This is a genomic window from Burkholderia sp. CCA53 (assembly GCF_001685525.1).
GTDB lineage: Bacteria > Pseudomonadota > Gammaproteobacteria > Burkholderiales > Burkholderiaceae > Burkholderia > Burkholderia multivorans.
The window spans coordinates 1,521,804-1,544,644 of the sequence record NZ_BDDJ01000001.1; the positions used below are offsets into that span (position 1 = coordinate 1,521,804).

The window sequence follows — 22,841 nt, forward strand, 5'->3', positions numbered from 1 at the left end:
TCAGCGTGCGGCCGGCGCGCCGCCGAACGCGCGTGCGTTCGACAACAGCCGCAGCCCGTTGCCGACGACGATCAGGCTCGCGCCCGCATCGGCGAACACGGCCATCCACATCGTGCCGAGCCCCGCGACCGTCAGCCCGAGAAACACGAGCTTCACGCCGAGCGCGAAGCCGATGTTCTGCACGAGCACGCGGTGCGTCGCGCGCGACAACCGGACGAACGCGGGAATCTTGCGCAGGTCGTCGTCCATCAGCGCGACGTCGGCCGTCTCGATCGCGGTGTCGGTGCCCATCGCGCCCATCGCGAAGCCGATATCGGCGCGTGCGAGCGCCGGCGCGTCGTTGATCCCGTCGCCGACCATCCCGACCGCCCCCGCGCCGCCGCGCGCGAGCTCGTCGACGGCCGCGAGCTTATCCTCCGGCAACTGGTTGCCGCGTGCGTCGTCGATGCCGGCCTGCGCGGCGATCGCCCGCGCGGTATGCGGGTTGTCGCCCGTCAGCATCGCGGTGCGGATGCCGAGCGCGTGCAGATCGGCAATCGCTGCGCGGCTCGTGTCCTTGATCGTATCGGCTACAGCGAAGATCGCGAGCACGCGCGCATCGTCGATCAGCATCACGACGCTCTTGCCCTGCCGCTCGAGCGCATCGAGCTTCGCCTCGAGTGCCGGCGAGCAGCGCTCGAGCTCCTCGACGAGCCGATGATTGCCGAGCCAGTAGCGCACGCCGTCGATCGTGCCCCGCACGCCGCGACCGAGCAGCGCTTCGAAATCCTGCACGTCGGCGAACGCCGGCGCGTTCGCGTCGCGCGCGGCCGCCGCGATTGCCTGCGAAACAGGATGATCCGATCGCGCGGCGAGGCTCGCGGCGAGGTGCCGCGCGCGCGGGAGATCGACGTCGGCCGCGTGCGCGTCGACATCGGTCTGCACCGGCTTGCCATGCGTGATCGTGCCGGTCTTGTCGAGAGCGAGCCATGCAAGCTTGCGCCCTTCTTCCAGATAGACGCCGCCCTTGACCAGGATCCCGCGCCGCGCGGCGGCCGCGAGCCCCGACACGATCGTCACCGGCGTCGAGATCACGAGCGCGCACGGACAGGCGATCACGAGCAGCACGAGCGCGCGATAGATCCAGTCGTGCCATGCCCCGCCGACGACGAGCGGCGGCGCGACGGCGACGAGCAGCGCGACCGCGAACACGATCGGCGTATAGATGCGCGCGAAGCGGTCGACGAAGCGCTGCGTCGGCGCCTTCGCGCCCTGCGCTTCCTCGACCGCGTGAATAATGCGCGCGAGCGTCGAGTTCGACGCCAGCGCGGTCACGCGATAGTCGAACGAGCCCGACTCGTTGATCGTGCCGGCGTACACCGCGTCGCCGGCCGCCTTCTCGACCGGCAGACTCTCCCCGGTGATCGGCGCCTGGTTCACCGTCGAGCGTCCGGACACCACTTCGCCGTCCAGCCCGATCCGCTCGCCGGGCTTCACGCGCACGATCGCGCCGAGCACGGCGCGCGCGGCATCGATCGTGCGCCACGTGCCGTCCGCGTCCTGCACGGTCGCGGTATCCGGGGCGAGCCGCATCAGCCCCTGGATCGCGTTGCGCGCGCGGTCGAGCGACTTCGCCTCGATCAGTTCGGCGATCGTGAACAGCACCATCACCATCGCCGCCTCCGGCCACTGGCCGATCGCCATCGCGCCCGTCACCGCGATGCTCATCAGCGCGTTGATGTTCAGGTTGCCGTTGCGCAGCGCGATCCAGCCCTTGCGGTAGGTCGTGAGCCCGCAGCTCAGCACCGCCGCGATCGCGAGCAGCGCAGACAGCCACGCGGGCAGGCCGGCCCAGCTCGCCGCCTCGGACGCGATCGCGGCCGCGCCGGCCAGCGCGAGCGGCCACCACGGTTTCGCGGGCGCTTCGGCGGGCGCCGCCGAGGCCGGCGTGCCGGCCGATGCGGCCTCGGGCGTCATTCCGAGCGTGCGGATCGCGCGCTCGATCGCGGGCTGCGCGCCCGGCACGTGTTCGACCGTCAGCATCCGCTGCATCAGATTGAATTCGAGCGCGGACACCTCGTCCATTCCGCCGAGCTTCTTGCGGATCAGCGTTTCCTCGGTCGGACAGTCCATCTGCATGATGCGGAACGCGGAGCGCACGTTGCCGGCTGCGGTCGCCTCGGCGGCCGGCAGCGGCGCGAGCGTCGAAACGGCCGGCGCGCAGCAGCTGTCCTCGTGGTCGTGGCCGTGGCCGTCGCCGTGGCCGTGCTGGTGCTCGTGGCTGTGGCCATGCGGATGAGCGTGGCGGTGCTCGTGCCCCGCCTCGTCATCCCCGTGCCCGTGCGCGGCGTGATGTTCGTGCTTGCGGTGCGCATCGGTACCGACGGCCGGCGCGGCGCCATGATCGCGACTGCTCGCGTGCGACGACGCGCCGCACGACGCTGCGTCGCCGTGCGCGCGGCACGCCGCGTCGGCCGTGCGTTGCGCGGGCGCGCTGCGGGCCGGGCCGGTGCAGCACGCGCCGCTGCCGTCCGTGTCGTCGCGCGGCTCGCGCAGACGCTGGGCGTCGCTCATGACGTTCTCCTTTCGATGACTTGACGGTGTAGAGTTAACACCCTGTAGCCACTACAAGGTCAACCGTTGACCGGGAGAGCGACATGAAGATCGGCGAACTGGCCAAAGCGGCCCGCTGCACGCCGGAGACGATCCGCTTCTACGAGAAGGAGGGTCTGATGCCAGATGCGCAGCGTACCGACTCGAACTATCGGAACTACACCGACGTACACCTCGAGCGGCTGCGCTTCATCCGCAACTGCCGCGCGCTCGACATGGCGCACGACGAAATCCGCGCGCTCCTGCGCCTCACCGACACGCCGGGCGACCGCTGCGATTCAATCAATGCGCTGCTCGACGAACACATCGGACACGTCGACGCGCGCCTCGCGGAGCTCACGCATCTGCGCGATCAGCTCACCGAACTGCGGCGGCAATGCGTCGGCGAGCATTCGGTGGAAGACTGCGGGATCGTGCATGGGCTCGCGACGATGGAAACCGTCGCGCCGGCCGCGAAGCGCACGCATCTCGGCTGAAATCCTTGTCAAACAAGATAGTCGATCCGATACTAGTCATAATTTGACTAGATATATCGAGACTATTCATGCCCGCTGCCCGCCCGTCCCCGCTCGCGCTCGCCGTGCTGGCGATGCTGACCGAAGCACCGATGCATCCGTACGGGATGCTCCAGCAACTGAAGGCGCGTGGCTACGACGAAGTCGTCAACGTGCGACAGCGCACGAGTCTCTATCAGACGATCGAGCGGCTGCTGCGCGACGGGCTCATCGTCGTGCACGACACCGAGCGAGACGGGGCGTTTCCGGAGCGCACGCTGTACACGCTGACCGAAGCCGGGCACACGGCCGGGCAGGCGTGGCTGTACGCGCTGCTCGCGGAGCCGGTGCGCGAATTTCCGGCGTTCGGCGCGGGTCTCGCTTTCCTGCCGCTGCTCGACGCCGACGATGCGCGCCAGCAACTCGAGCGCCGCATTGCCGCGCTCGAAGCCGAGCGCGCGCGCGTCGAAGCGCTGCGCCACGCCGCGCAGGCCGATCAGGTGCCGCGTCTGTTCCTGCTGCACAACGAGCACGCGCTGGTGCTGCTCGATGCCGAACTCGACTGGACGCGCAGCGTCGTCGAGCATCTGAAGATCGGTGCGCTGCGCTGGGTCGACGCCTGACGCGCGCCGCCCGCGCGGCCGCCGCCGCTCACAGCACCTTGCCGGGATTCAGGATGCCGCCGGGGTCGAGCGCGGCCTTCAACGTGCGCATCAGCGCGATTTCCGCGTCGCTGCGCGTGTGCGCGAGATAGTCGCGCTTCAGCACGCCGATTCCGTGTTCGGCCGAGACCGAGCCGCCCATCTCGCGCACGATCGCGTAGGTGCGGCGATCGATCTCGTCGGCGTCCGCGTCGGTCGTCGCGGCGAGCGACACGCCGATATGCACGTTGCCGTCGCCGACATGGCCGAAGAACAGACACACGATATCGGGCCAGCGCGCACGCAGCGCCGCGTCGCAACGTGCGGCGAATGCGTCGAGTGCTCCGGTCGGCAGACTGACGTCGAAATTCACGAGGTTCGGCAGCGCATCGATGGCAAGCCCCTCGCGCAGCGTCCACAAATCGCGCGCCTGCCGCTCCGACGTCGCGAGCGCCGCATCGTCGGCGAGCCCGGCGTCGATCGCATCGGCGAGCGCCGTTTCGAGCGCGGCGCGCGCGTCGCGCCCCGGCGCGCTCGTTGCGCATTCGATCAGCACCGCAAAGCCGCCGTCGGCCGCGAACGGTGCCGCGACACCCGCCGTATGACGCGCGACGTAGTCGTAGAACGCGGGCCACATCGCTTCGAAGCTGACGAGTTCCGGCAATGTGCGCATCCGGTTCCACAGCGCGACGACCGCCTCGTAGTCGCGCACGCGGCACAGCGCCGTGGCCGGCGCGGCGAGCTTCGGATGCAGCCGCAGCACGGCGCGCGTGACGACGCCGAGCGTGCCCTCGCTGCCGATGAACAGCTGCTTGAGGTCGTAGCCCGCATTGTTCTTCAGCATCCGGTTCATCGACGAGACGACCGTGCCGTCCGCAAGCACCGCTTCGAGCCCGAGCACCTGCTCGCGCATCGTCCCGTAGCGGATCGCGCGCGTGCCGCCCGCATTGGTCGCGAGCATCCCGCCGATCTGGCACGAGCCGCGTGCGCCGAGATCGACGCCGAACGTGAAGCCGGCGGCATCGGCTGCTTCCTGCACGACCTGCAGCGGCGTGCCGGCGCGCACGGTGAGCGTGCCCGCCGCCGCGTCGAGCGCGTCGATGCCCGCAAAGCGCTCCATCGACAGCACGACTTCGCCGCCGAGCGCGACCGCGCCGCGCGCGAGGCCGGTGAGCCCGCCCTGCGGCACGACGGGCTGCACAAGTCGCGTACAGAGCGCCAGCGCGCGCGACACCTCGTCGACGCGGCGCGGGCGCACCAGCGCACGCGGCCGCACGCCGGGCCGCTCGTTGTACGCGGTGAAGTAGCGCGGCTCGATGTCGGCCGCGCGCGTCACGCATGCGTCGCCGAGCTCGGCGACGAGCGCCGCTTCGAGCGCGATATCCGACAGCCGCGCCGCGCGCGGCGTGCCGCGCGCGGCGGCCGTATCCGGCATCGACATCGTGCGTTCCCGCTTACTTCGCCGAGATGTCGATGTCGCCGAAGTACTTGCGGCCGAGCGACTTCACGGTGCCGTCCGCCTTCAGCTTGTCGATCGCCGCGTCGAGCTTCGCCTTCAGCGCGTCGTCGCCCTTGCGCAAGCCGAACGCGATGCCGCTGCCGAGGATCCGGTCGTCGCGCACCGGCTGACCGACGAACGAGAAGCCCTTGCCGTCCGGACGCGACAGGAAGCCGCGCTGGCCGGCCGGCGCGAGCACGAGCGTCGCATCGAGGCGGCCCGCGACGAGATCGGCATAGGCCTGGTTCTGATCCTGATACGCGACGATCGCGACGCCGGCCGGCTCCCAGTGCGCCTTCGCATAGGTTTCCTGAATCGACGCCTGCAGCACGCCGACGCGCTTGCCCTTCAGCGATTCGGGCGTCGGCAGCAGCCCGCTGCCGGTGCGCGCGATCAGCTGCGTCGGCACGCGGTAGATGATCGTCGTGAAGTCGATCGCCTGACGGCGCTGCTCGGTCGCGTTCATCGCCGAGTTGATCGCGTCGAACTTGCGGCCCTTCAGCGCCGGAATCAGCCCGTCGAACGAGGTCTCGACCCATTTGCACGTCAGCTTCGCGGTTTCGCACACCGCATTGCCGACGTCGATGTCGAAGCCCTGCAGTTCGCCGTTCGGCGCTTTCGATTCGAACGGCGGATATTGCGCCTCGAGGCCGAAGCGCAGCGTCTGCGCGTCGGCGACGGCCGCGGCGGAACCGAGCGCGCATGCGAGCGCGATCGCCAGTTTCAGGGAGTGCGTGGGTTTCATCGTGATCTCCTGTTGTCGATTGCAGCGGCGGGGGCGCCGCGCCTACAGCGAACGCAAGCGCCGCGCGCCTTCGATCAGCGTCGCGTCGTCCTTCGAGAAACTGAGCCGGATCAGGCCCGCATCGGTGCCGTCGGTATAGAACGCCGACAGCGGAATCGTCGCGACGCGCGCATCGCGGATCAGCCGCAGCACGAAATCGCTGTCGCGCTCATCCGAGAAATGCCGGAACCGCGCGAGCATGAAGAACGAGCCCGCGCTCGGCAGCAGCTCGAACCGTGAACCGGCGAGCTCGCGCGCGAGCAGGTCGCGCTTGGCCTGATAGAACGCCGACAGCCCGAGGTAGCTGTCCGGGCGCGCGAGGATGTCGGCGAACGCGATCTGCATCGGCGTGTCGGCCGAGAACACCATGAACTGATGCACCTTGCGGATCTCGTCCATCAGCGCGGCCGGCGCGAGACAGTAGCCGACGCGCCAGCCCGTCACGTGGAACGACTTGCCGAACGACGACACGATCACGCTGCGCTCGGCCAGCTCGCGGTGCCGCGCCATGCTCTGATGCAGCGCGCCGTCGAACACGACGTGCTCGTACACCTCGTCGGACAGGATCACGATGTCGGTGCCGCGCGTGAGCTGCGCGAGCCGCGCGAGATCGTCGCCCGACAGCACGGTCGCGGTCGGGTTGTGCGGCGTGTTGACGATGATCATGCGCGTGCGCGGCGTGATCGCGGCCGCGACCTCGTCCCAGTTCACGCGGAAATCCTCGGGCGACAGCTTGATCGCGACCGGCGTCGCGCCCTGCATGCGCACGATCGGCGCGTAGCTGTCGAACGACGGCTCGAAATAGATGACCTCGTCGCCCGGATGCACGAGCGCGCTGATCGCGGCATAGAGCCCTTCGCTCGCGCTCGCGATCACAGTGATCTCGGTCGCCGGATCGTAACGGGTGCCGTACAGCGTCTCGGTCTTCTCCGCGAGCCGCTCGCGCAGCGCCGCGACGCCGGCCATCGGCGCGTACTGGTTGTGGCCGTCGCGCATCGCGCGCGCGACGCCCTCGACGAGCGCCGGATCCGGCGCGAAATTCGGCGCGCCCTGCGACAGGTTCAGCGCGTCGTGCTGCGCGGCGAGCTGGCCGATCACGGTAAAGATCGTCGTGCCGACGTCGGGCAGTTTCGAACGGGGCGCAGTGGCGCTTCGCATGTCTCCTCCTCCTTCCGGTGTCTGTCGGGCCGGCCGCACGCTCGCGCGGCCTGCGCGTTCCGCATGATTTAGCCCGAGCCAATATCGGCGGACAACCGAAAGTTCGTCATGGCGGCCATGCATTTTGCTCATGGCGAACGAGGAAAACGGTTCAGCCGCCGGGCACACCGGCGGCGCCGGCATGCGCGTCGGGCATTGCCGGCTACGGACGGCGCGCTCAGGCGGGCAGCACGGCCAGATACGCGCGCAGCGCCGCGTGCAGCTCGCCGCGCAATGCGGCGGCGTCCCACGCTGGGCCGAGCGTCAGCAGCGCCTGCGAGATGCCGCCGTAACAGATCGTATGCGCCATGCGCGCGATGGCATCGAGACGCGCAGCCGGCGGCGGGTCCGCCGTGTACGCGAGCGCGTCGCGCCACAGCGCGACATACGCGTCGTAATGCCGGCGATACGCGGCCAGCGACGATACCTGCCGTTCGAGTGCGAACAGCAGGCTCCATAGCGCCGCGTCGCCGGCAACCGCATCGACCTGCAGATCGACGAAGGCGGCGGCCAGCGCGGCGCGCGCCTCGCCGCGCAGCGCGTGCGCCGCCTCGCGCAGCCGCTCGGCCAGCGCAAGCACGTGACGGTGGATGCAGAAGGCCGCGAGGCTCTGCTTGTCGCCGAAGTACTCGTAGAACGTGCCGACGCTGACGCCGGCCACCGCCGCGATCTCGCGGATCGTCGTCTTCGCGTAGCCGCGCTCGCGCAAAAGCTGAACGAACGCCTGCTGCAGCGCGTCCGAACTCGCGCGTGCGCGCGGCTGGCGCGGCCGGCGGCGCAGTACCGGCGCGGAAGGCGCCGCGGGCGAGCCTGACGGCGCGGGAACCTGAACATGTCGCGGCGGCATATTTGCTACCCTCGAATTCGAGACGAACGCGCTTCGTCGCGCGGCCCCACGCGGGTCGAACGCGCGGCCGCGCCGACAGGAGACATTCGATGAGCGAACCGACCCACGTCGTCACGAACCAGTTCGACGAACTGGTCGACTATAACCCGTTCGCGACCGACATCGCGCTGCGCGACGCGCTCGCGCGCGCCGGCGCGGACTGGGCCGTGCCGCAGCTCGACGCATACGGCGCGCGGCTCGGCAGCGCCGACACCGCGCGGCTCGCCGACGAAGCGAATCGCCATACGCCGGAACTGAACGTGTTCGACCGGCGCGGCCGCCGGATCGACCGCGTCGAGTTCCATCCCGCGTGGCACGCGTTGCTCGGGCTGTACCGGAACGAAGGCTTCGTGTCGCTCGCGTTTCGCGATACGCGGCGCGGCCGCTGGGCCGCGACCGCCGCCGGCTTCTATCTGCACGGGCAGATCGAGGCCGGCACGCTGTGCCCGGCGACGATGACGCAGGCGGCGATTCCGGTGCTGCAGAAGGAGCCCGCGCTCTGGGAAGCGCTGCGCGACAAGCTGTACAGCGACGACTACGATGCGCGCGACGTGCCGATCGCCGACAAGCGCTCGATCTGGTTCGGCATGGGGATGACCGAGAAACAGGGCGGCTCGGACGTGCGCGCGAACACGACGCTCGCGACGCCGGCCGGCGCGGGCGGACGCGGCGGCGAATACCGGCTGCGCGGCCACAAGTGGTTCTTCTCCGCGCCGATGTGCGACGCGCACCTCGTCGTCGCGCGCACCGAAGCCGGCAGCCCGTCGTGCTTCTACGTGCCGCGCTGGCGGCCGGACGGCACGAAGAACGCGGTCGAGATCCAGCGTCTGAAGAACAAGGTCGGCAACCGCAGCAATTCGAGCAGCGAGATCGAGCTCGACGACGCGTGGGGCATCATGCTCGGCGACGAAGGGCGCGGGATCCCGACCATCATCGACATGGCGACCTACACGCGGCTCAACTGCGTGCTCGGCAGCGCGGCGATGCTGCGCCAGGGCGTCGTGCAGGCGATCGCGTACACGCGCCAGCGCCACGCGTTCGGCCGCGCGCTCGCCGAGCAGCCGCTGATGCGCACGGTGCTCGCCGATCTCGCGCTCGAAAGCGAAGCCGCGCTCGTGCTCGCGATGCGGCTCGCCGATGCGTTCGAGCACGACGACTCGCCGCGCGAGCGCGCATGGAAGCGGATCGTCACGCCGGCCGCGAAATTCTGGGTCTGCAAGCGCGCGGTCGAGCTGACCGGCGAGGTCATGGAAGTGTTCGGCGGCAACGGCTACGTCGACGACGGCCCGATCGCGCGGCTGTTCCGCGAGGCGCCCGTCAATTCGATCTGGGAAGGCTCGGGCAACGTGATGTGCCTCGACGTGCTGCGCGCAGTGTCGCGCGAGCCCGATTCGGCTGCCGCGCTGTTCGCCGAACTGAGCGAGCTCGGCGCCGGCGAACCGCAGATCCGCGCGGCGTTCGACGCGCTGCGCGCGATGCTCGCCGCGCCGGCCGACACGCTCGAGGCGTCGGCGCGCCTGTTCGCCGAGCGGCTCGCGCTGACGGCCCAGGCCTGCCTGCTGCGACGCGATGCGCCGGCGGCCGTGTCGGATGCGTTCATCGCGACGCGGCTCGGCGAAGCGTCGTGGGGACGCGTGGCCGGCGCGTTCGACCCGCATGCGATCGACGTCGGCGCGCTGCTCGAGCGCGCGTATCCGCAGTGACGGCGCGCCCGATTCGCGAATTCGCGCGCGTGTCGCCGGTACCGGTCGATGCAGCGATACGGCGCTCGACGAAGTCAAGTCGCCGCCCCATCGCTCGACCGCCGAAAAACAAAACCCGCCGCGAGCGCTCGACGCTCGCGACGGGTTCCGAATGCCGGACCGGCGCCGCAGGATCCCGCGGCCCGGCCGTCATGCTGCTGTAGCTACACCGTGCGGCTTACTTGCCGCCGATGCTCTTCAGCGGCTTCCACTCGCCCTTCTCGACCTTGTACATCGTGATGCCGCCGTTCTTCAGGTCGCCCTTCGCGTCGTACGCGACATGCGTCGACGTGACGCCGGCCATGTCGGTCTTCGCGAGCACCGGCAGGTACTTCGCCGGATCCGTCGAATCGGCCTTCTTCATCGCGTTCAGCATCGCCATCGCGCCGTCGTACGAGTACGGCGAGTAGGTCTGCACGTCTTCGCCGAAGCGCTTCTTGTACTTCTCCGCATACGCCTTGCCGCCGGGCATCTCGTCGAGCGGCAGACCGGCCAGCGACGCGATCGTGCCTTCCGCCGCGTTGCCCGCGATCTTCAGGAACGTCGGCGTCTTCACCATTTCGCCGCTCATCAGCGGCGCCGTGATGCCGAGCGCCTTCATCTGCTTGACCATCGGCGCTGCCTGCGAATCCGCGCCGCCGTAGTAGATCAGGTCCGGCTTCGCGGCCTTCAGCTTCGTCAGGATCGCCTTGAAGTCGACGGCCTTGTCGTTCGTGAACTCGCGGTCGACGATCGTCGCGCCGCCGGCCTTCGCGGCCTTCTCGAACTGGTCGGCGAGACCCTGGCCGTACGCGGTGCGATCGTCGACGATCGCGATGCGCTTCATGCCGAGATCCTTCGATGCGAACGTGCCCGCCACCGAACCCTGCTGCGTGTCGGACGTCATCATCCGGAACGTCGTCTTGTAGCCCTGCTGCGTGTATTCCGGCGCCGTCGCCATCGCGATTTCCGGAATGCCCGCGTTCGCATAGATGCGCGAAGCCGGGATCGTCGTGCCCGAGTTGAAGTGGCCGAGCATGCCCTTGATGCCGTCGTCGACGAGCTTCTGCGCGACCGTCGTGCCGGTGCGCGGGTCAGCCTGGTCGTCCGCCGTTTCGAGCACGAACTTGACCGGCTTGCCGCCGATCTTCGGGTTCGTCGCGTTGAAATCCTCCAGCGCGAGCACGATCCCGTTCTGCATATCCTTGCCGTAGTGCGCCTGCGCGCCCGTCATCGGCCCTGCGTAACCGATTTTCACGTCGTCCGCGTGAGCCGTCCCCGCCAGCGACATGACAGCGACGAACGTCGCGCCTGCCAGCTTTTTCATCGTGTGTTGCATAGCATCTCCTAGGTACCAGGGTAAGTGGAGCGGCTTCGGGATCGCCTTGCCGCTTCCATTGTTTGAGCCGAGCGGCAAGGATGGTCAGCCGATCGTCATCAAATTCGCATTGCCGCCCGCCGCGGCCGTATTCACGCTGACCGAGCGCTCGGTCAAGAGCCGCTCGAGCGCGTAGTCCTCCGCGTCGCCGTGCTCGAACGCGCCCGCGGACACGCCCTGCACCGACACGATCGGGCCCGGCCGCTGCGCGACTTCCTTCACGAGCGTCAGCAGTTCGTCGCTGTCGCCTTCGAACAGCACCGCGTCGAACGCCGCGTCGGCCTGCTTGCGCACCGTCGCATGCGCCTTCAGCGAGGCGGGCAGCGCGGCGACCAGCGCCTCGCCGGCCGCGCCCGAGAACAGCGCGCGGTTGCCGGTCGCGAGCACCGCCGCGAGCTGCGCGCGTGCGCCGGACGGCGTCGCTGCGACGCACAGCACCGTGCCGCGCGGGCCGAGTGTATACGTGTTTCGCTCGCCCGTCGGCCCCGTCAGCACGGCGGTCGCGCCGGCCGGCACCTGCGCGAGGTAGCCGTCGCAGCGCGCGGCCAGCGCCGGCTCGCGCTGCTCGATCAGCCAGTCGCGCAGCGCCGTGAGCGCCGCCGCCGGGTGCGCACGCTCGCCGCCTTCCACCGCGCCGTCCGCGACGAGCGACTGCGCGAGCGAACGCGGCAGGCCCGACGGACGCGTCGCGAGCAGACGCTGCAGATACAGCGCCCCGCCGGCCTTCGGCCCGGTACCGGAGAGCCCTTCGCCGCCGAACGGCTGCACGCCGACCACCGCGCCGATCACGTTGCGGTTCACGTAGATGTTGCCGACGTGCGCGCGCGAGATCACGTGCGCGATCGTCTCGTCGATCCGCGTATGGATCCCGAGCGTGAGGCCGTAGCCCGTCGCGCGGATCTGCTCGAGCAGCTTGTCGAGCTGGCTGCGGCGATAGCGCACGACGTGCAGCACGGGGCCGAACACTTCGCGCTTCAGTTCGTCGATGCTGCCGATCTCGATCAGCGTCGGCGGCACGAACGTGCCGTGCGCGCACGCTTCCGGCATCGCGAGCTGCGTGACCGCATGGCCCTTGTCCTTCATCGTCGCGATATGTGCGTCGATCGTGCGCTTCGCCTCCGCGTCGATCACCGGGCCGACGTCGGTCGACAGACGGTCCGGGTTGCCGAGCGACAGTTCCTGCATCGCGCCCTTGAGCATCGTCAGCGTGCGATCGGCGACGTCGTCCTGCAGACACAGAACGCGCAGCGCCGAACACCGTTGACCGGCCGAGTCGAACGACGACTGCATCACGTCCGCGACGACCTGTTCCGCGAGCGCCGACGAGTCGACGATCATCGCGTTCTGGCCGCCCGTCTCCGCGATCAGCGGAATCGGCTTGCCGTCCGGGTCGAGGCGCGTGGACAGCGTCTTGTTGATCAGGCGCGCAACCTCGGTCGAGCCCGTGAACATCACCGCGCGCGTGCGCGGATCGGCGACGAGCGCCGCGCCGACCGTCTCGCCGTCGCCCGGCAGCAGCTGCACCGCGCCGGCCGGCACGCCGGCCTCGCGCAGCAGGCGCACGGCCTGCGCCGCGATCAGCGGCGTCTGCTCCGCAGGCTTCGCGAGCACCGTGTTGCCGGCCGCGAGCGCGGCGGCGACCTGGCCCATGAAGATCGCGAGCGGGAAGTTCCACGGGCTGATGCAGACGACCGGGCCGAGCGGACGATGCGTATCGTTCGAGAATTCGCCGCGGATCTGCGCCGCGTAGTAGCGCAGGAAGTCGACCGCTTCGCGGATTTCCGCGATCGCGTTCGGCAGCGACTTGCCGGCTTCGCGCACGATCAGGCCCATCAGCGTGTGCATCTGCGCCTCGAGCAGATCGGCCGCGCGCACGAGGCAGTCGGCGCGTGCATCGACCGGCGTCGCCTGCCAGATCGGCGCGGCCGTGACCGCATGCGCGAGCGCCGCGCTCACGTGCTCGGCCGTCGCTTCGCTGACCGTGCCGACGATGTCGCGCTGGTCGGCCGGATTGCGTACGTCGCGCGCCGGCGCGTCGGCGAGCGCGTCGTCGGCGAGCATCGGCGCCGCGCGCCACGGATGATGCGCGCTCGCGAGCAGCGCGGACGACAGCGATGCGAGACGATGCTCGTTCGACAGATCGAGGCCCATCGAGTTGGGACGCTCGTCGCCGTACAGGTTGCGCGGCAGCGGAATCTTCGGATGCGGCGCGCCGAGCGGCACGACCTTCGATGCCTCGTCGACCGGATCGGCGACCAGTTCCTTCACCGAGACGGATTTGTCGGCGATGCGGTTCACGAACGACGTGTTCGCGCCGTTTTCGAGCAGGCGGCGCACGAGATAGGCGAGCAGCGTCTCGTGCGTGCCGACCGGCGCGTACACGCGGCACGGACGGTTCAGCTTGTCGCGGCCCGTGACTTCCTCGTACAGCGGCTCGCCCATGCCGTGCAGGCACTGGAATTCGTACTGGCCCGGGTAGTAGTTCTGGCCGGCCAGGTGATAGATCGCGGCCAGCGTGTACGCATTGTGCGTCGCGAACTGCGGATACACGGCATCGGGCGCCGCGAGCAGCTTCTTCGCGCACGCCAGATACGACACGTCCGTGTAGATCTTGCGCGTGTAGACCGGGTAGCCCTCGAGCCCGTCGACCTGCGCGCGCTTGATTTCGGTATCCCAGTACGCGCCCTTCACGAGCCGGATCATCAGACGATGACGGCTGCGGCGCGCGAGGTCGATCAGATAGTCGATCACGAACGGGCAGCGCTTCTGGTAGCCCTGCACGACGAAACCGATTCCGTTCCAGCCCGCGAGATCGGGATCGAAGCACAGCGCCTCGAGCAGATCGAGCGACAGTTCGAGACGATCGGCCTCTTCCGCGTCGATGTTCAGGCCGATGTCGTAGCGGCGCGCGAGCAGCGCAAGCGCGCGCACGCGCGGCAGCAGCTCGGTCATCGTGCGTTCCTGCTGCGAACGCGAATAGCGCGGATGCAGCGCGGACAGCTTGATCGAGATGCCCGGCCCTTCGTAGATGCCGCGGCCGCCGGCCGCCTTGCCGATCGCGTGGATCGCCTGCTCGTACGACGCGTAGTAGCGCTGCGCATCCTCTTCGGTCGTCGCCGCTTCGCCGAGCATGTCGTACGAGTAGCGGAAGCCGCGCGCTTCGTACTTGCGGCTGTTCGCGAGCGCTTCGGAAATCGTCTCGCCGGTGACGAACTGCTCGCCCATCAGGCGCATCGCCATGTCGACGCCCTTGCGGATCAGCGGCTCGCCGCCCCGGCCGATCAGGCGCGTGAGCGCGGACGACAGCCCCGCTTCGCTGTTCGTCGTCACGAGCTTGCCGGTGATCATCAGCCCCCACGTCGCCGCGTTCACGAACAGCGACGGCGCATGGCCGACGTGCGAGCGCCAGTCGCCCTTGCTGATCTTGTCGCGGATCAGCGCGTCGCGCGTCGCGCGATCCGGGATGCGCAGCAGCGCTTCGGCGAGGCACATCAGCGCGACGCCTTCCTGGCTCGACAGCGAGAACTCGTGGATCAGCCCTTCGACGCCGCCGCCCGAGCTCTTCTCGCGCAGCGCCTCGACGAGCCTGGTCGCGAGCGACTGCACGTCGGCCTGCAGATTCGCGGGCAGACGCGCCTGGCCGATCAGGAACGGCACGCACTCCGGCTCGGGCCGGCGATACGCGGCCGTGATCGCCGCGCGCAGCACCGACTGCGGCTGCACGTTCTGCGCGAACTCGAGGAACGGGTGCGGCGAGTTGTCGTCCTCGCCGTCCGTCGCGTGCCCGTCGGCAAGATCCGCGACGCCGCTGTGGCCCGACAGCTCGGGCGGCAGCTGGCCGTGCTCGATCCGCTCCAGATACGCGAAGATCGCCTGCTTGATGAGCCAGTGAGGCGTGCGTTCGAGACGCGTCGCCGCATCTTTCAGACGTGAGCGGAGAAGGTCGTCGACTTTGACGCCGAGGGTCGTGCTTGCCATGGTGGGTTCATGCGCCGGCGCAAGGCCGGCAATGTGGTGTGAGAGGATGCGCGAAATCCTACGGCACGCAATAAAAAGGTGCAACCGAATTTCAAGACGGGTTGCACCATCGATTTGATCAATATAATCAGACACTTATCCGGTCGCAACCTAGGGGTTGCCCGTGGTCGACGGATCGGTGTTTTCCCTGATCGGACGCATTCGCGCACGGCCGCGCCGTCCGGCGTGCACGGACGGGCGACGAAAACGGGTTGCACTGGGATGGCCGCGTGGCCGCGGCGGGTGTAAGGAAGAAGCGGCGCCGGGAGCAAGCGCGCGCCGCTGCGGCGCGTCAGATGTCGAGCGGATCGACCTCGACGCTCCACCGCAGCACGCCCTTCAGCGCGCGCAGTTCAGGCTGCCATGCGCGCAGCGCATGCTGGAGCGCCGCACGCGACGCGCTTTCGAGCAGCAGTTGCGCACGATGGACGTTCGCGACCTTGACGATCGTCATCGGCACCGCATCGTAGACGGTCACGCGATCGGCGCCCGGCAGCCCGGGCAGCGCGGCCGCGGCCTGCTGCAGAAACGCGAGCGCGGCATCGAGCGTGCGCGCTTCCGCGCGCAGCAGCGCCTGATAGACGAACGGCGGCAAATGGGCGTCGCGACGCTCGCCGAGCGTCGAGTTCGCGAAGCCGACGTAATCCTGCCGCGCGAGCGCGTGATAGAGCGCGTGACGCGGGTAGCGCGTCTGCACGAGCACCTCGCCCGGCAGCCCTGCGCGCCCGGCGCGTCCGCTCACCTGCATCAGCTGCGCGAACAGCCGCTCGCTCGCGCGGAAGTCGTGCGAGAACAGCGCGGTATCGGCGTTGAGCACGCCGACGAGCGACACGCGCTGGAAATCGTGCCCCTTTGCGATCATCTGCGTGCCGACCAGGATGTCGACTTCGCCCGCGTGCACGTCGGAAAACAGCGCCTGGGCGCTGCCCTTGCGGCGCGTGCTGTCCGCGTCGATGCGCAGCACGCGCGCGCCCGGCACGGCTTCGGCGAGCGTCTCCTCGATACGCTGCGTGCCGCGCCCGAGCGGCGCGATGTCGACGTTGCCGCATTCGGGGCACGAGCGCGGAATGCGCGCTTCCCAGCCGCAGTGATGGCAGCGCAGCGCATGCTCGGGTTTGTGCAGCACGACATAGGCGCTGCAGCGTGGGCATCCTGCGACCCAGCCGCACGCGTCGCAGGCGAGCTGCGGCGCGTAGCCGCGCCGGTTCAGGAACACGAGGCTCTGCTCGCCGCGCTCGAGCCGCGTCTTCAGCGCGGCGATCAGCGGCCCGGACAGCCCGCCCGTCGATGCGCGCCCGCGCCGCCGCTCCTCTTCGAGGTCGATCAGCCGCACCGTCGGCAGCACCGCATCGGCCACCGCGCGGCGCGACAGCGTGAGCCGCGTGTAGCGTCCCTGCTCGGCCTGCCACCAGCTCTCGAGCGAAGGCGTCGCCGAGCCGAGCACGACCGGAATGTCGAGATGCTTCGCGCGCCAAACCGCGAGATCGCGCGCCGAATAGCGCAACCCTTCCTGCTGCTTGTACGCCGGTTCGTGTTCCTCGTCGACGACGATCAGCGCGAGCGTCGGCAGCGACGCGAGCACCGCGAGCCGCGTGCCGAGCACGATGCGCGCGCGGCCCGTATGCGCGGCGAGCCAGTTGCGCGCGCGTTCGCCTTCGGCCAGGCCGCTGTGGAGCGTGACGATCGCGTCGTCGGCGAGCGTGCCCGCGAAGCGCGCGCGGAACGCGGCCTCGAACTGCGGGGTGAGGTTGATTTCGGGGACGAGCACGAGCGCCTGCGCATCGGGGCGCGTGTCGAGCAGCGACGCGAGCGCGTGCAGATAAACCTCGGTCTTGCCGCTGCCGGTCACGCCGTGCAGCAGGAACGGCGCGAAACCCCGCGCCGCGCGGATCGCGTCGAGCGCTTCCGCCTGCTGGTCGGTCAGCGCCGGCCGCACAGTTCTTCCACCGGTTGTCGACAGGTTATCCACACCGTTGGGCACAGGATTGCCCACAGCCGCGTCCGACCAGCCGATCTCCTGCACGTCGACCCAGCCGCGCGCCGCCCAGTCGTCGAGCGTCGCGGCCGCCTTCGGATGCAGCGCGCGCGCGTCGGGCAGCGTCAGCGCGTTCGCGTCGGCGAGCGCCTGCGCCAGCCGCCGCAACGCAGCGGCGCGCGCCGGCAATGCGTCGGGCAGTGCCGCTCGGCCGGCGCCGGTGAGCCGGTATCGCACTTCGGGCGCGAGCAGCCGCCCCCAGCGCTGCGCGTCGCGCAGCGCTTGCGGCAGCGCCGGCAGTGCGACTTCGCCGCGGCCGCGCTGATAGTAGTCGGCCGCGAACGACACGAGCGCGAGCCAGTCGGCCGACAGCGGCGGCAGCTCGGTGCAGACCGCGTCGATCGCCCGCAGCCGCGCCGGCGGCACGTCGGTGTGAGCCGTCACTTCGCAGACGAGGCCCACCGCGCGGCGTTTGCCGAACGGCACCTGCACGAGCGTGCCGGGGCCCGGCGGCGGGTCGACGTCGCATCGGTAGTCGAACAGCGTCGCGAGCGGATGGTCGAGCGCGACGCGCAGATACGTGCCGCTCATCGCGGGGCTCCGGCGACCGCTGCTGCGGTGGCACAGACGGTATAGGCGCGCGTCCGCATCGCGTCGGCGAACTTAAAGTAAAACTTCAGATTCGGCGCTAAGTTTTGGATTCTCATTAGGAATCGCCGTATACCCTGCACGACCTGTGGATAACTTTGTTGAGAACTTGCGGTCCTTTACGCGCGCCGCGCGCCGTGTCGCGCTTGCCGCTGCTTCCGCCCGACCTTCGGCGGGCCCCGCGAAGCCTTATCCCACAAGGCTGCTATTCAAATTCCCGAATCATAGCGGGACGGATGGACCGACATCGGACTCTACCGCGGTGCAACGAGGAAAATGTGTATAAGTCAAGTCTTGACAAGCATCGAATCGGCGGCCGGTGCGGGGTTGCGCCCTGTTTAGCGCCGGCTGCGCAACGCCGCCACGCCGCACTGCAGCATGACGGCGCTTGCGTTCAGCGCGCGGCTCCGCTACGGATCGCGCGGCTGTGGCGATGCACTTCGTCGACGAGTTCGGCGACGTGCTCGGGCGGCGTGAACTGCGAGATGCCGTGGCCGAGGTTGAACACGTGGCCCGGATGATTGCCGTAGCTGTCGAGCACCGCACGCGCCTGCTCGCGCACGACGGCCGGCGGCGCAAACAGGATCGTCGGATCGAGGTTGCCCTGCAGCGCGACGCGGCCGCCGACACGCTCGCGCGCGGCGCCGACGTTGACCGTCCAGTCGAGCCCGACCGCGTCGACGCCCGTCGCCGCGATTTCCTCGAGCCATAGCCCGCCGCCCTTCGTAAACGTGATGACCGGCACGCGCCGGCCGTCATGCTCGCGCTTGAGCTGTGCGACCACGCGGCGAATGTAGTCAAGCGAGTAGCGCTGATACGCACCGTCGGCGAGCGCGCCGCCCCACGTGTCGAAAATCATCACCGCCTGCGCGCCCGCCTCGATCTGCGCGTTCAGATACGCGGCCACGGCCTGCGCGTTCACGTCGAGAATCCGGTGCATCAGGTCGGGACGCGTATACGCCATCGACTTCACGGTGCGGAAATCGTCCGAGCCGCCGCCCTCGACCATGTAGCACGCGAGCGTCCACGGGCTGCCGGAGAAGCCGATCAGCGGCACGCGCTGGCGGCCCTGGCCATCGGTGAGCGCGCGCCGGATCTCGCGTACCGCATCGGTCACGTAGCCGAGCGTCGCGCCGATGTCGGGGACCGCGAGCTTCGCGACGTCGGCCTCGGTGCGCACCGGATGCGCGAACTTCGGCCCTTCGCCGACCTGGAAGTCGAGGCCGAGGCCCATGGCGTCGGGAATCGTCAGGATGTCGGAGAACAGGATCGCGGCGTCGAGCGGAAAGCGCTCGAGCGGCTGCAGCGTCACTTCGGTCGCGAAATCGGGATTCTTCGCGAGGCCGAGGAAGCTGCCGGCCCGCGCGCGCGTCGCGTTGTATTCCGGCAGATAGCGGCCCGCCTGGCGCATGAGCCAGATCGGCGTGTAGTCGGTCGGCTCGCGCAGAAGCGCACGCAGGAAGGTGTCGTTGAGCAGGGTATGGGCCACGGTGTGAGCGACGGTGCGTAGGCAAACCGGCATTTTACCGGACAGCCGCGCTCGGACTGCGCGTGCCCGCGCGATGGCGGCCATATGACGCGCGCGATGGCTCCGTTATGATCGGACGCTCATATCGAACCGAACCCAGGAGGAGACAGATGAAGACACTCGCCACGATCGCCGCGGCTGCGATGCTGTGCTGCGCCGGCGCCGCGCAGGCGGAAGGCGCCGGCGCTTCCCGGCTCGACGACGTGCTCGCGCGCGGCACGCTGCGCGTCTGCACGACCGGCGACTACAAGCCGTATTCGTACTACCGCACGGACGGCCGCTTCGAGGGCATCGACATCGACATGGCCGAATCGCTCGCGAAATCGCTCGGCGTGAAGCCCGACTACGTGAAGACGAGCTGGTCGAACCTGACCGCCGACTTCGTCGCGAAATGCGACATTGCGGTCGGCGGCGTATCGACGACGCTCGAACGGCAGAAGCGCGCGTTCTTCACGCAGCCGTACGTCGTCGACGGCAAGACGCCGATCGTGCGCTGCGGCGACGTCGACAAATATCAGACGGTCGCGCAGATCGACCGGCCGGAAACGCGCGTGATCGTGAACCCCGGCGGCACGAACGAGCGTTTCGCGAAGCAGTATTTCACGCATGCGAACCTGACCGTCTATCCCGACAACGTGACGATCTTCAAGCAGATCCTCGCGGGCAAGGCCGACGTGATGGTGACCGACGCGTCCGAGACGCTGCTGCAGCAAAAGCTGAATCCGGGCCTCTGCTCGGTGCACCCGGACAAGCCGTTCCAGTTCGGCGAGAAGGCGTACATGGTGCCGCGCGGCGACGTCGTGTTCCAGCAGTACGTCGATCAGTGGCTGCACCTCGCGCTGTCGACGGGCGAATACCAGGCGATCTCCGATAAATGGCTCAAGTAACGGCATGATCGACGGCGATGCGCGTGCTTCGGTTCACGCGCTTCGCTTCGCGCGCCGGCCGCCGCACGCGCGTTCGAACTCACCTCGCCGATCGCCGCGCGTCGAACTGGCCGAACGGCCGACTGTTTTCGTCGACGATCACGTTTCAAAATCTTTCCAACGGATGAAGCGGCGATCGTCTTCGCTTGCACGCCGCGCACTTTCCGGCGTGCAAATCGACATTTCATCGAGCGTCATGCGCGTGAAAATCGCATTGCACGCACGCGATGAAAACGCATGAGAAAAGGTGGGTAAAAATGACCTTTTTCAGGATGCCGAAAACAGCAAAAAATCCCGGAAAGCCTTATCTGACGGGCGTTACAACCTGAAACACTTTGTTACCGCGATAGTCCATCAATTCGCCCACAATGGCCTCAACGGTTTCAACACGGATGCGGTCTCGTGTGCCAAGTGTGAGCGGACGCGAAGCGCTGCGAGCCAGTCGGTCACGTACCGAAGCCCTTCCGAGGGGCATCCTTGTTGGAGTCGTTTCCGGCCCCCCGCCGGATCCGGTTTCATCTTTGGTCTCCTCGCGCTAACCCCGTAGCGTGTGGTTTTTAGCGGGCTAATAAGCCCGCTTTTTTTCGTCCATCGAAAACGCAACGGCCCGAAGCAGGCCGCCGCGTTTCCCGTCTCTCCCGTTCAGCCGAATCGTCAGGCGGTCTTCTGCACGTCGAGTTTCAGCTCGTCGATCATCCGTTCGCGCATCACGAACTTCTGCACCTTGCCTGTCACCGTCATCGGCAGTTCGTCGACGAAGCGGATATAGCGCGGAATCTTGTAGTGCGCGATCTGCCCTTGGCAAAACGCGCGCACGTCGTCCTCGGTCATCTGCTCGTCCGCGCGCAGCACGATCCACGCACACAGCTCCTCGCCGTACTTCGGATCGGGCACGCCGAACACCTGCGCGCTCTGAATCTTCGGATGCCGGAACAGGAATTCCTCGATCTCGCGCGGATACACGTTCTCGCCGCCGCGAATCACCATGTCCTTCAGGCGGCCGACGATGTTGCAGTAGCCTTCCGCGTCGAGCGTCGCGAGATCGCCCGTGTGCATCCAGCCGTCGATCAGCACTTCGCGCGTCTTCGCGTCGTCGTCCCAGTAGCCGAGCATCACCGAGTAGCCTTTCGTGCAGAGCTCGCCCGTCACGCCGACCGGCACGATCTCGCCGCTCGGATCGACGATCTTCACCTCGAGATGCGGCTGCACGCGTCCGACGGTCGTCGTGCGTTTCTCGAGCGGATCGTCGGTCGAGCTCTGGAACGATACGGGGCTCGTTTCCGTCATCCCGTATGCGATCGTGATCTCCGACAAGTGCATTTGAGACACCACGCGCTTCATCGTCTCGATCGGACACGGCGAGCCGGCCATGATGCCGGTGCGCAACGTCGAGAGGTCGAACTTCGCGAACTCGGGATGATCGAGTTCCGCGATGAACATCGTCGGCACACCGTGCAGCGCGGTACAGCGCTCTTCGGCGACGGCCGCGAGCGTCGCGACGGGGTCGAACGCCTCGCCGGGAAACACCATCGCCGCGCCGGTCGACACGCACGCGAGCACCGCGAGCACCATCCCGAAGCAGTGATACAGCGGCACCGGAATGCAGAGCGCGTCCTGCTCGGTAAAGCGCATCGCCATCGCGATGAAGCGCGCGTTGTTCACGACGTTGCGGTGCGTGAGCGTCGCGCCCTTCGGGCTGCCGGTCGTGCCGCTCGTGAACTGGATGTTGATCGGATCGCTCGGTGCGAGCGTCGCACCGAGCGCGTCGAGTGCGGCCGAATCGACGCTGGCGCGCCCGCGCGCGATCACGTCGGCAAAGCGGAACATGCCGGGCGGCGCGACGTCGCCCATCGATACCACCGTGCGCAAGCTCGGCACGCGTGCCGCGCGCAGTTCGCCGGGCGCCGCGTTCGCCAGCTCGGGCGCAATCGTCTGCAGCATCTCGACGTATGCCGACGACTTGAAGCGTTCGGCCGCGATCACGGCCTTGCAGCCGACCTTGTTCAGTGCGTATTCGAGTTCCGCGAGCCGGTATGCGGGATTGATGTTCACGAGAATCGCGCCGATGCGCGCAGTCGCGAACTGCGTGAGCAGCCACTCGCTGCGGTTCGGCGACCAGATGCCGACGCGGTCGCCCTTTTCGATGCCGAGCGCCGCAAGGCCGGCGGCGAGCACGTCGATTTCGGCCGCGAATTCGCGCCAGGTCCAGCGCACCTGCTGCTCGCGGAACACGACCGCGGGCCGCTCGGGAAAGCGCTCGGCCGTGTCGCGCAGGAAGCGGCCGATCGTCGCCTCCGACAGGGGCACGTCGATCGCGCCGCGCACGTACGACAGTCCGTTCTCGGGCGCGATCAGCGCCCGTACGCCAAGGTCTGCTGCCATGAGTGTCTCCGTCCGTTTTTGTCTGAGCGGCGCGGGCCGGCCGGCTGCGCGGGCGGGCGCACCGCGGCGAGCCGCATCGCGGATGATGCCGCGCTCCGCTGACGACACTCTGACATCAAATCGCGGCGTCGGGATGAAATAGCACGACCGGACGCAACGATGCGCGCGCGCGGA

15 protein-coding genes are annotated in these 22,841 nt (G+C 68.6%); 5 read left to right on the forward strand and 10 right to left on the reverse strand.

The window, feature by feature from the left end:
- Complete coding sequence (locus BCR55_RS07125; protein ID WP_065494382.1) at positions 1–2,553, reverse strand: heavy metal translocating P-type ATPase; 2,553 nt, start codon at positions 2,551–2,553, stop codon at positions 1–3.
- Positions 2,554–2,636: 83 nt separating this feature from the next.
- Between BCR55_RS07125 and cadR the strand changes: the two genes are divergently transcribed.
- On the forward strand, positions 2,637–3,068 hold the full coding sequence (gene cadR / locus BCR55_RS07130) for a Cd(II)/Pb(II)-responsive transcriptional regulator (protein WP_006401446.1): 432 nt from the start codon (positions 2,637–2,639) through the stop codon (positions 3,066–3,068).
- A gap of 68 nt (positions 3,069–3,136) precedes the next feature.
- Positions 3,137–3,709, forward strand: coding sequence for a PadR family transcriptional regulator (locus BCR55_RS07135; RefSeq protein WP_006408113.1), 573 nt, complete (start codon positions 3,137–3,139; stop codon positions 3,707–3,709).
- Between the two features lie 28 nt (positions 3,710–3,737).
- Here the strand turns inward: BCR55_RS07135 and BCR55_RS07140 are convergent, their stop codons facing one another.
- The 4 genes from BCR55_RS07140 to BCR55_RS07155 form a co-directional block, all read right to left on the reverse strand.
- Positions 3,738–5,168, reverse strand: a complete 1,431-nt coding sequence (locus BCR55_RS07140) for an FAD-binding oxidoreductase (protein ID WP_065494383.1) — start codon at positions 5,166–5,168, stop codon at positions 3,738–3,740.
- Positions 5,169–5,181: 13 nt separating this feature from the next.
- On the reverse strand, positions 5,182–5,970 hold the full coding sequence (locus tag BCR55_RS07145; protein ID WP_059784610.1) for an ABC transporter substrate-binding protein: 789 nt from the start codon (positions 5,968–5,970) through the stop codon (positions 5,182–5,184).
- Positions 5,971–6,012: 42 nt separating this feature from the next.
- Complete coding sequence (locus BCR55_RS07150) at positions 6,013–7,167, reverse strand: pyridoxal phosphate-dependent aminotransferase (protein ID WP_006401450.1); 1,155 nt, start codon at positions 7,165–7,167, stop codon at positions 6,013–6,015.
- A gap of 217 nt (positions 7,168–7,384) precedes the next feature.
- A complete protein-coding gene (locus BCR55_RS07155) occupies positions 7,385–8,053 on the reverse strand; it encodes a TetR/AcrR family transcriptional regulator (protein WP_059938133.1) in 669 nt (222 codons plus the stop codon).
- Between the two features lie 89 nt (positions 8,054–8,142).
- On the opposite strand from BCR55_RS07155, the gene BCR55_RS07160 reads away from it, so the two are divergent.
- On the forward strand, positions 8,143–9,795 hold the full coding sequence (locus BCR55_RS07160; protein ID WP_065494384.1) for an acyl-CoA dehydrogenase family protein: 1,653 nt from the start codon (positions 8,143–8,145) through the stop codon (positions 9,793–9,795).
- Positions 9,796–10,012: 217 nt separating this feature from the next.
- Here the strand turns inward: BCR55_RS07160 and BCR55_RS07165 are convergent, their stop codons facing one another.
- The 4 genes from BCR55_RS07165 to hemE form a co-directional block, all read right to left on the reverse strand.
- The gene (locus BCR55_RS07165) at positions 10,013–11,152 is read right to left on the reverse strand and encodes a branched-chain amino acid ABC transporter substrate-binding protein (protein WP_006408106.1); all 1,140 of its coding nucleotides are present in this window, start codon (positions 11,150–11,152) and stop codon (positions 10,013–10,015) included.
- Positions 11,153–11,236: 84 nt separating this feature from the next.
- The gene (gene putA / locus BCR55_RS07170) at positions 11,237–15,169 is read right to left on the reverse strand and encodes a trifunctional transcriptional regulator/proline dehydrogenase/L-glutamate gamma-semialdehyde dehydrogenase (protein WP_065494385.1); all 3,933 of its coding nucleotides are present in this window, start codon (positions 15,167–15,169) and stop codon (positions 11,237–11,239) included.
- 331 nt (positions 15,170–15,500) lie between these two features.
- Positions 15,501–17,774 (reverse strand): primosomal protein N', encoded by a 2,274-nt coding sequence (locus BCR55_RS07175; RefSeq protein ID WP_065494386.1) that lies wholly within the window; start codon positions 17,772–17,774, stop codon positions 15,501–15,503.
- 451 nt (positions 17,775–18,225) lie between these two features.
- Positions 18,226–19,320 (reverse strand): uroporphyrinogen decarboxylase, encoded by a 1,095-nt coding sequence (hemE, locus tag BCR55_RS07180; RefSeq protein WP_302622064.1) that lies wholly within the window; start codon positions 19,318–19,320, stop codon positions 18,226–18,228.
- A 149-nt stretch (positions 19,321–19,469) separates the two neighbouring features.
- Between hemE and BCR55_RS07185 the strand changes: the two genes are divergently transcribed.
- Together BCR55_RS07185 and BCR55_RS07190 are read left to right on the forward strand one after the other, a co-directional pair.
- Positions 19,470–20,246, forward strand: coding sequence for a transporter substrate-binding domain-containing protein (locus BCR55_RS07185; protein WP_012212477.1), 777 nt, complete (start codon positions 19,470–19,472; stop codon positions 20,244–20,246).
- A 4-nt stretch (positions 20,247–20,250) separates the two neighbouring features.
- Complete coding sequence (locus BCR55_RS07190; protein WP_065494388.1) at positions 20,251–20,526, forward strand: hypothetical protein; 276 nt, start codon at positions 20,251–20,253, stop codon at positions 20,524–20,526.
- 413 nt (positions 20,527–20,939) lie between these two features.
- On the opposite strand, the gene BCR55_RS07195 is transcribed toward BCR55_RS07190, so the two are convergent.
- Positions 20,940–22,667, reverse strand: a complete 1,728-nt coding sequence (locus BCR55_RS07195) for an AMP-binding protein (RefSeq protein WP_006408100.1) — start codon at positions 22,665–22,667, stop codon at positions 20,940–20,942.
- Between the last annotated feature and the right edge of the window lie 174 nt (positions 22,668–22,841).

Bases quoted from the DNA above. Each gene is read 5' to 3' on its own strand.
- BCR55_RS07135 (WP_006408113.1), top strand. From the start codon at position 3,137: ATGCCCGCTGCCCGCCCGTCCCCGCTCGCGCTCGCCGTGCTGGCGATG.
- BCR55_RS07140 (WP_065494383.1), bottom strand. From the start codon at position 5,168: ATGTCGATGCCGGATACGGCCGCCGCGCGCGGCACGCCGCGCGCGGCG.
- BCR55_RS07190 (WP_065494388.1), top strand. From the start codon at position 20,251: ATGATCGACGGCGATGCGCGTGCTTCGGTTCACGCGCTTCGCTTCGCG.
- BCR55_RS07145 (WP_059784610.1), bottom strand. From the start codon at position 5,970: ATGAAACCCACGCACTCCCTGAAACTGGCGATCGCGCTCGCATGCGCG.
- BCR55_RS07185 (WP_012212477.1), top strand. From the start codon at position 19,470: ATGAAGACACTCGCCACGATCGCCGCGGCTGCGATGCTGTGCTGCGCC.
- BCR55_RS07150 (WP_006401450.1), bottom strand. From the start codon at position 7,167: ATGCGAAGCGCCACTGCGCCCCGTTCGAAACTGCCCGACGTCGGCACG.
- cadR (WP_006401446.1), top strand. From the start codon at position 2,637: ATGAAGATCGGCGAACTGGCCAAAGCGGCCCGCTGCACGCCGGAGACG.
- BCR55_RS07155 (WP_059938133.1), bottom strand. From the start codon at position 8,053: ATGCCGCCGCGACATGTTCAGGTTCCCGCGCCGTCAGGCTCGCCCGCG.
- putA (WP_065494385.1), bottom strand. From the start codon at position 15,169: ATGGCAAGCACGACCCTCGGCGTCAAAGTCGACGACCTTCTCCGCTCA.
- BCR55_RS07195 (WP_006408100.1), bottom strand. From the start codon at position 22,667: ATGGCAGCAGACCTTGGCGTACGGGCGCTGATCGCGCCCGAGAACGGA.
- BCR55_RS07165 (WP_006408106.1), bottom strand. From the start codon at position 11,152: ATGCAACACACGATGAAAAAGCTGGCAGGCGCGACGTTCGTCGCTGTC.
- BCR55_RS07160 (WP_065494384.1), top strand. From the start codon at position 8,143: ATGAGCGAACCGACCCACGTCGTCACGAACCAGTTCGACGAACTGGTC.
- BCR55_RS07125 (WP_065494382.1), bottom strand. From the start codon at position 2,553: ATGAGCGACGCCCAGCGTCTGCGCGAGCCGCGCGACGACACGGACGGC.
- BCR55_RS07175 (WP_065494386.1), bottom strand. From the start codon at position 17,774: ATGAGCGGCACGTATCTGCGCGTCGCGCTCGACCATCCGCTCGCGACG.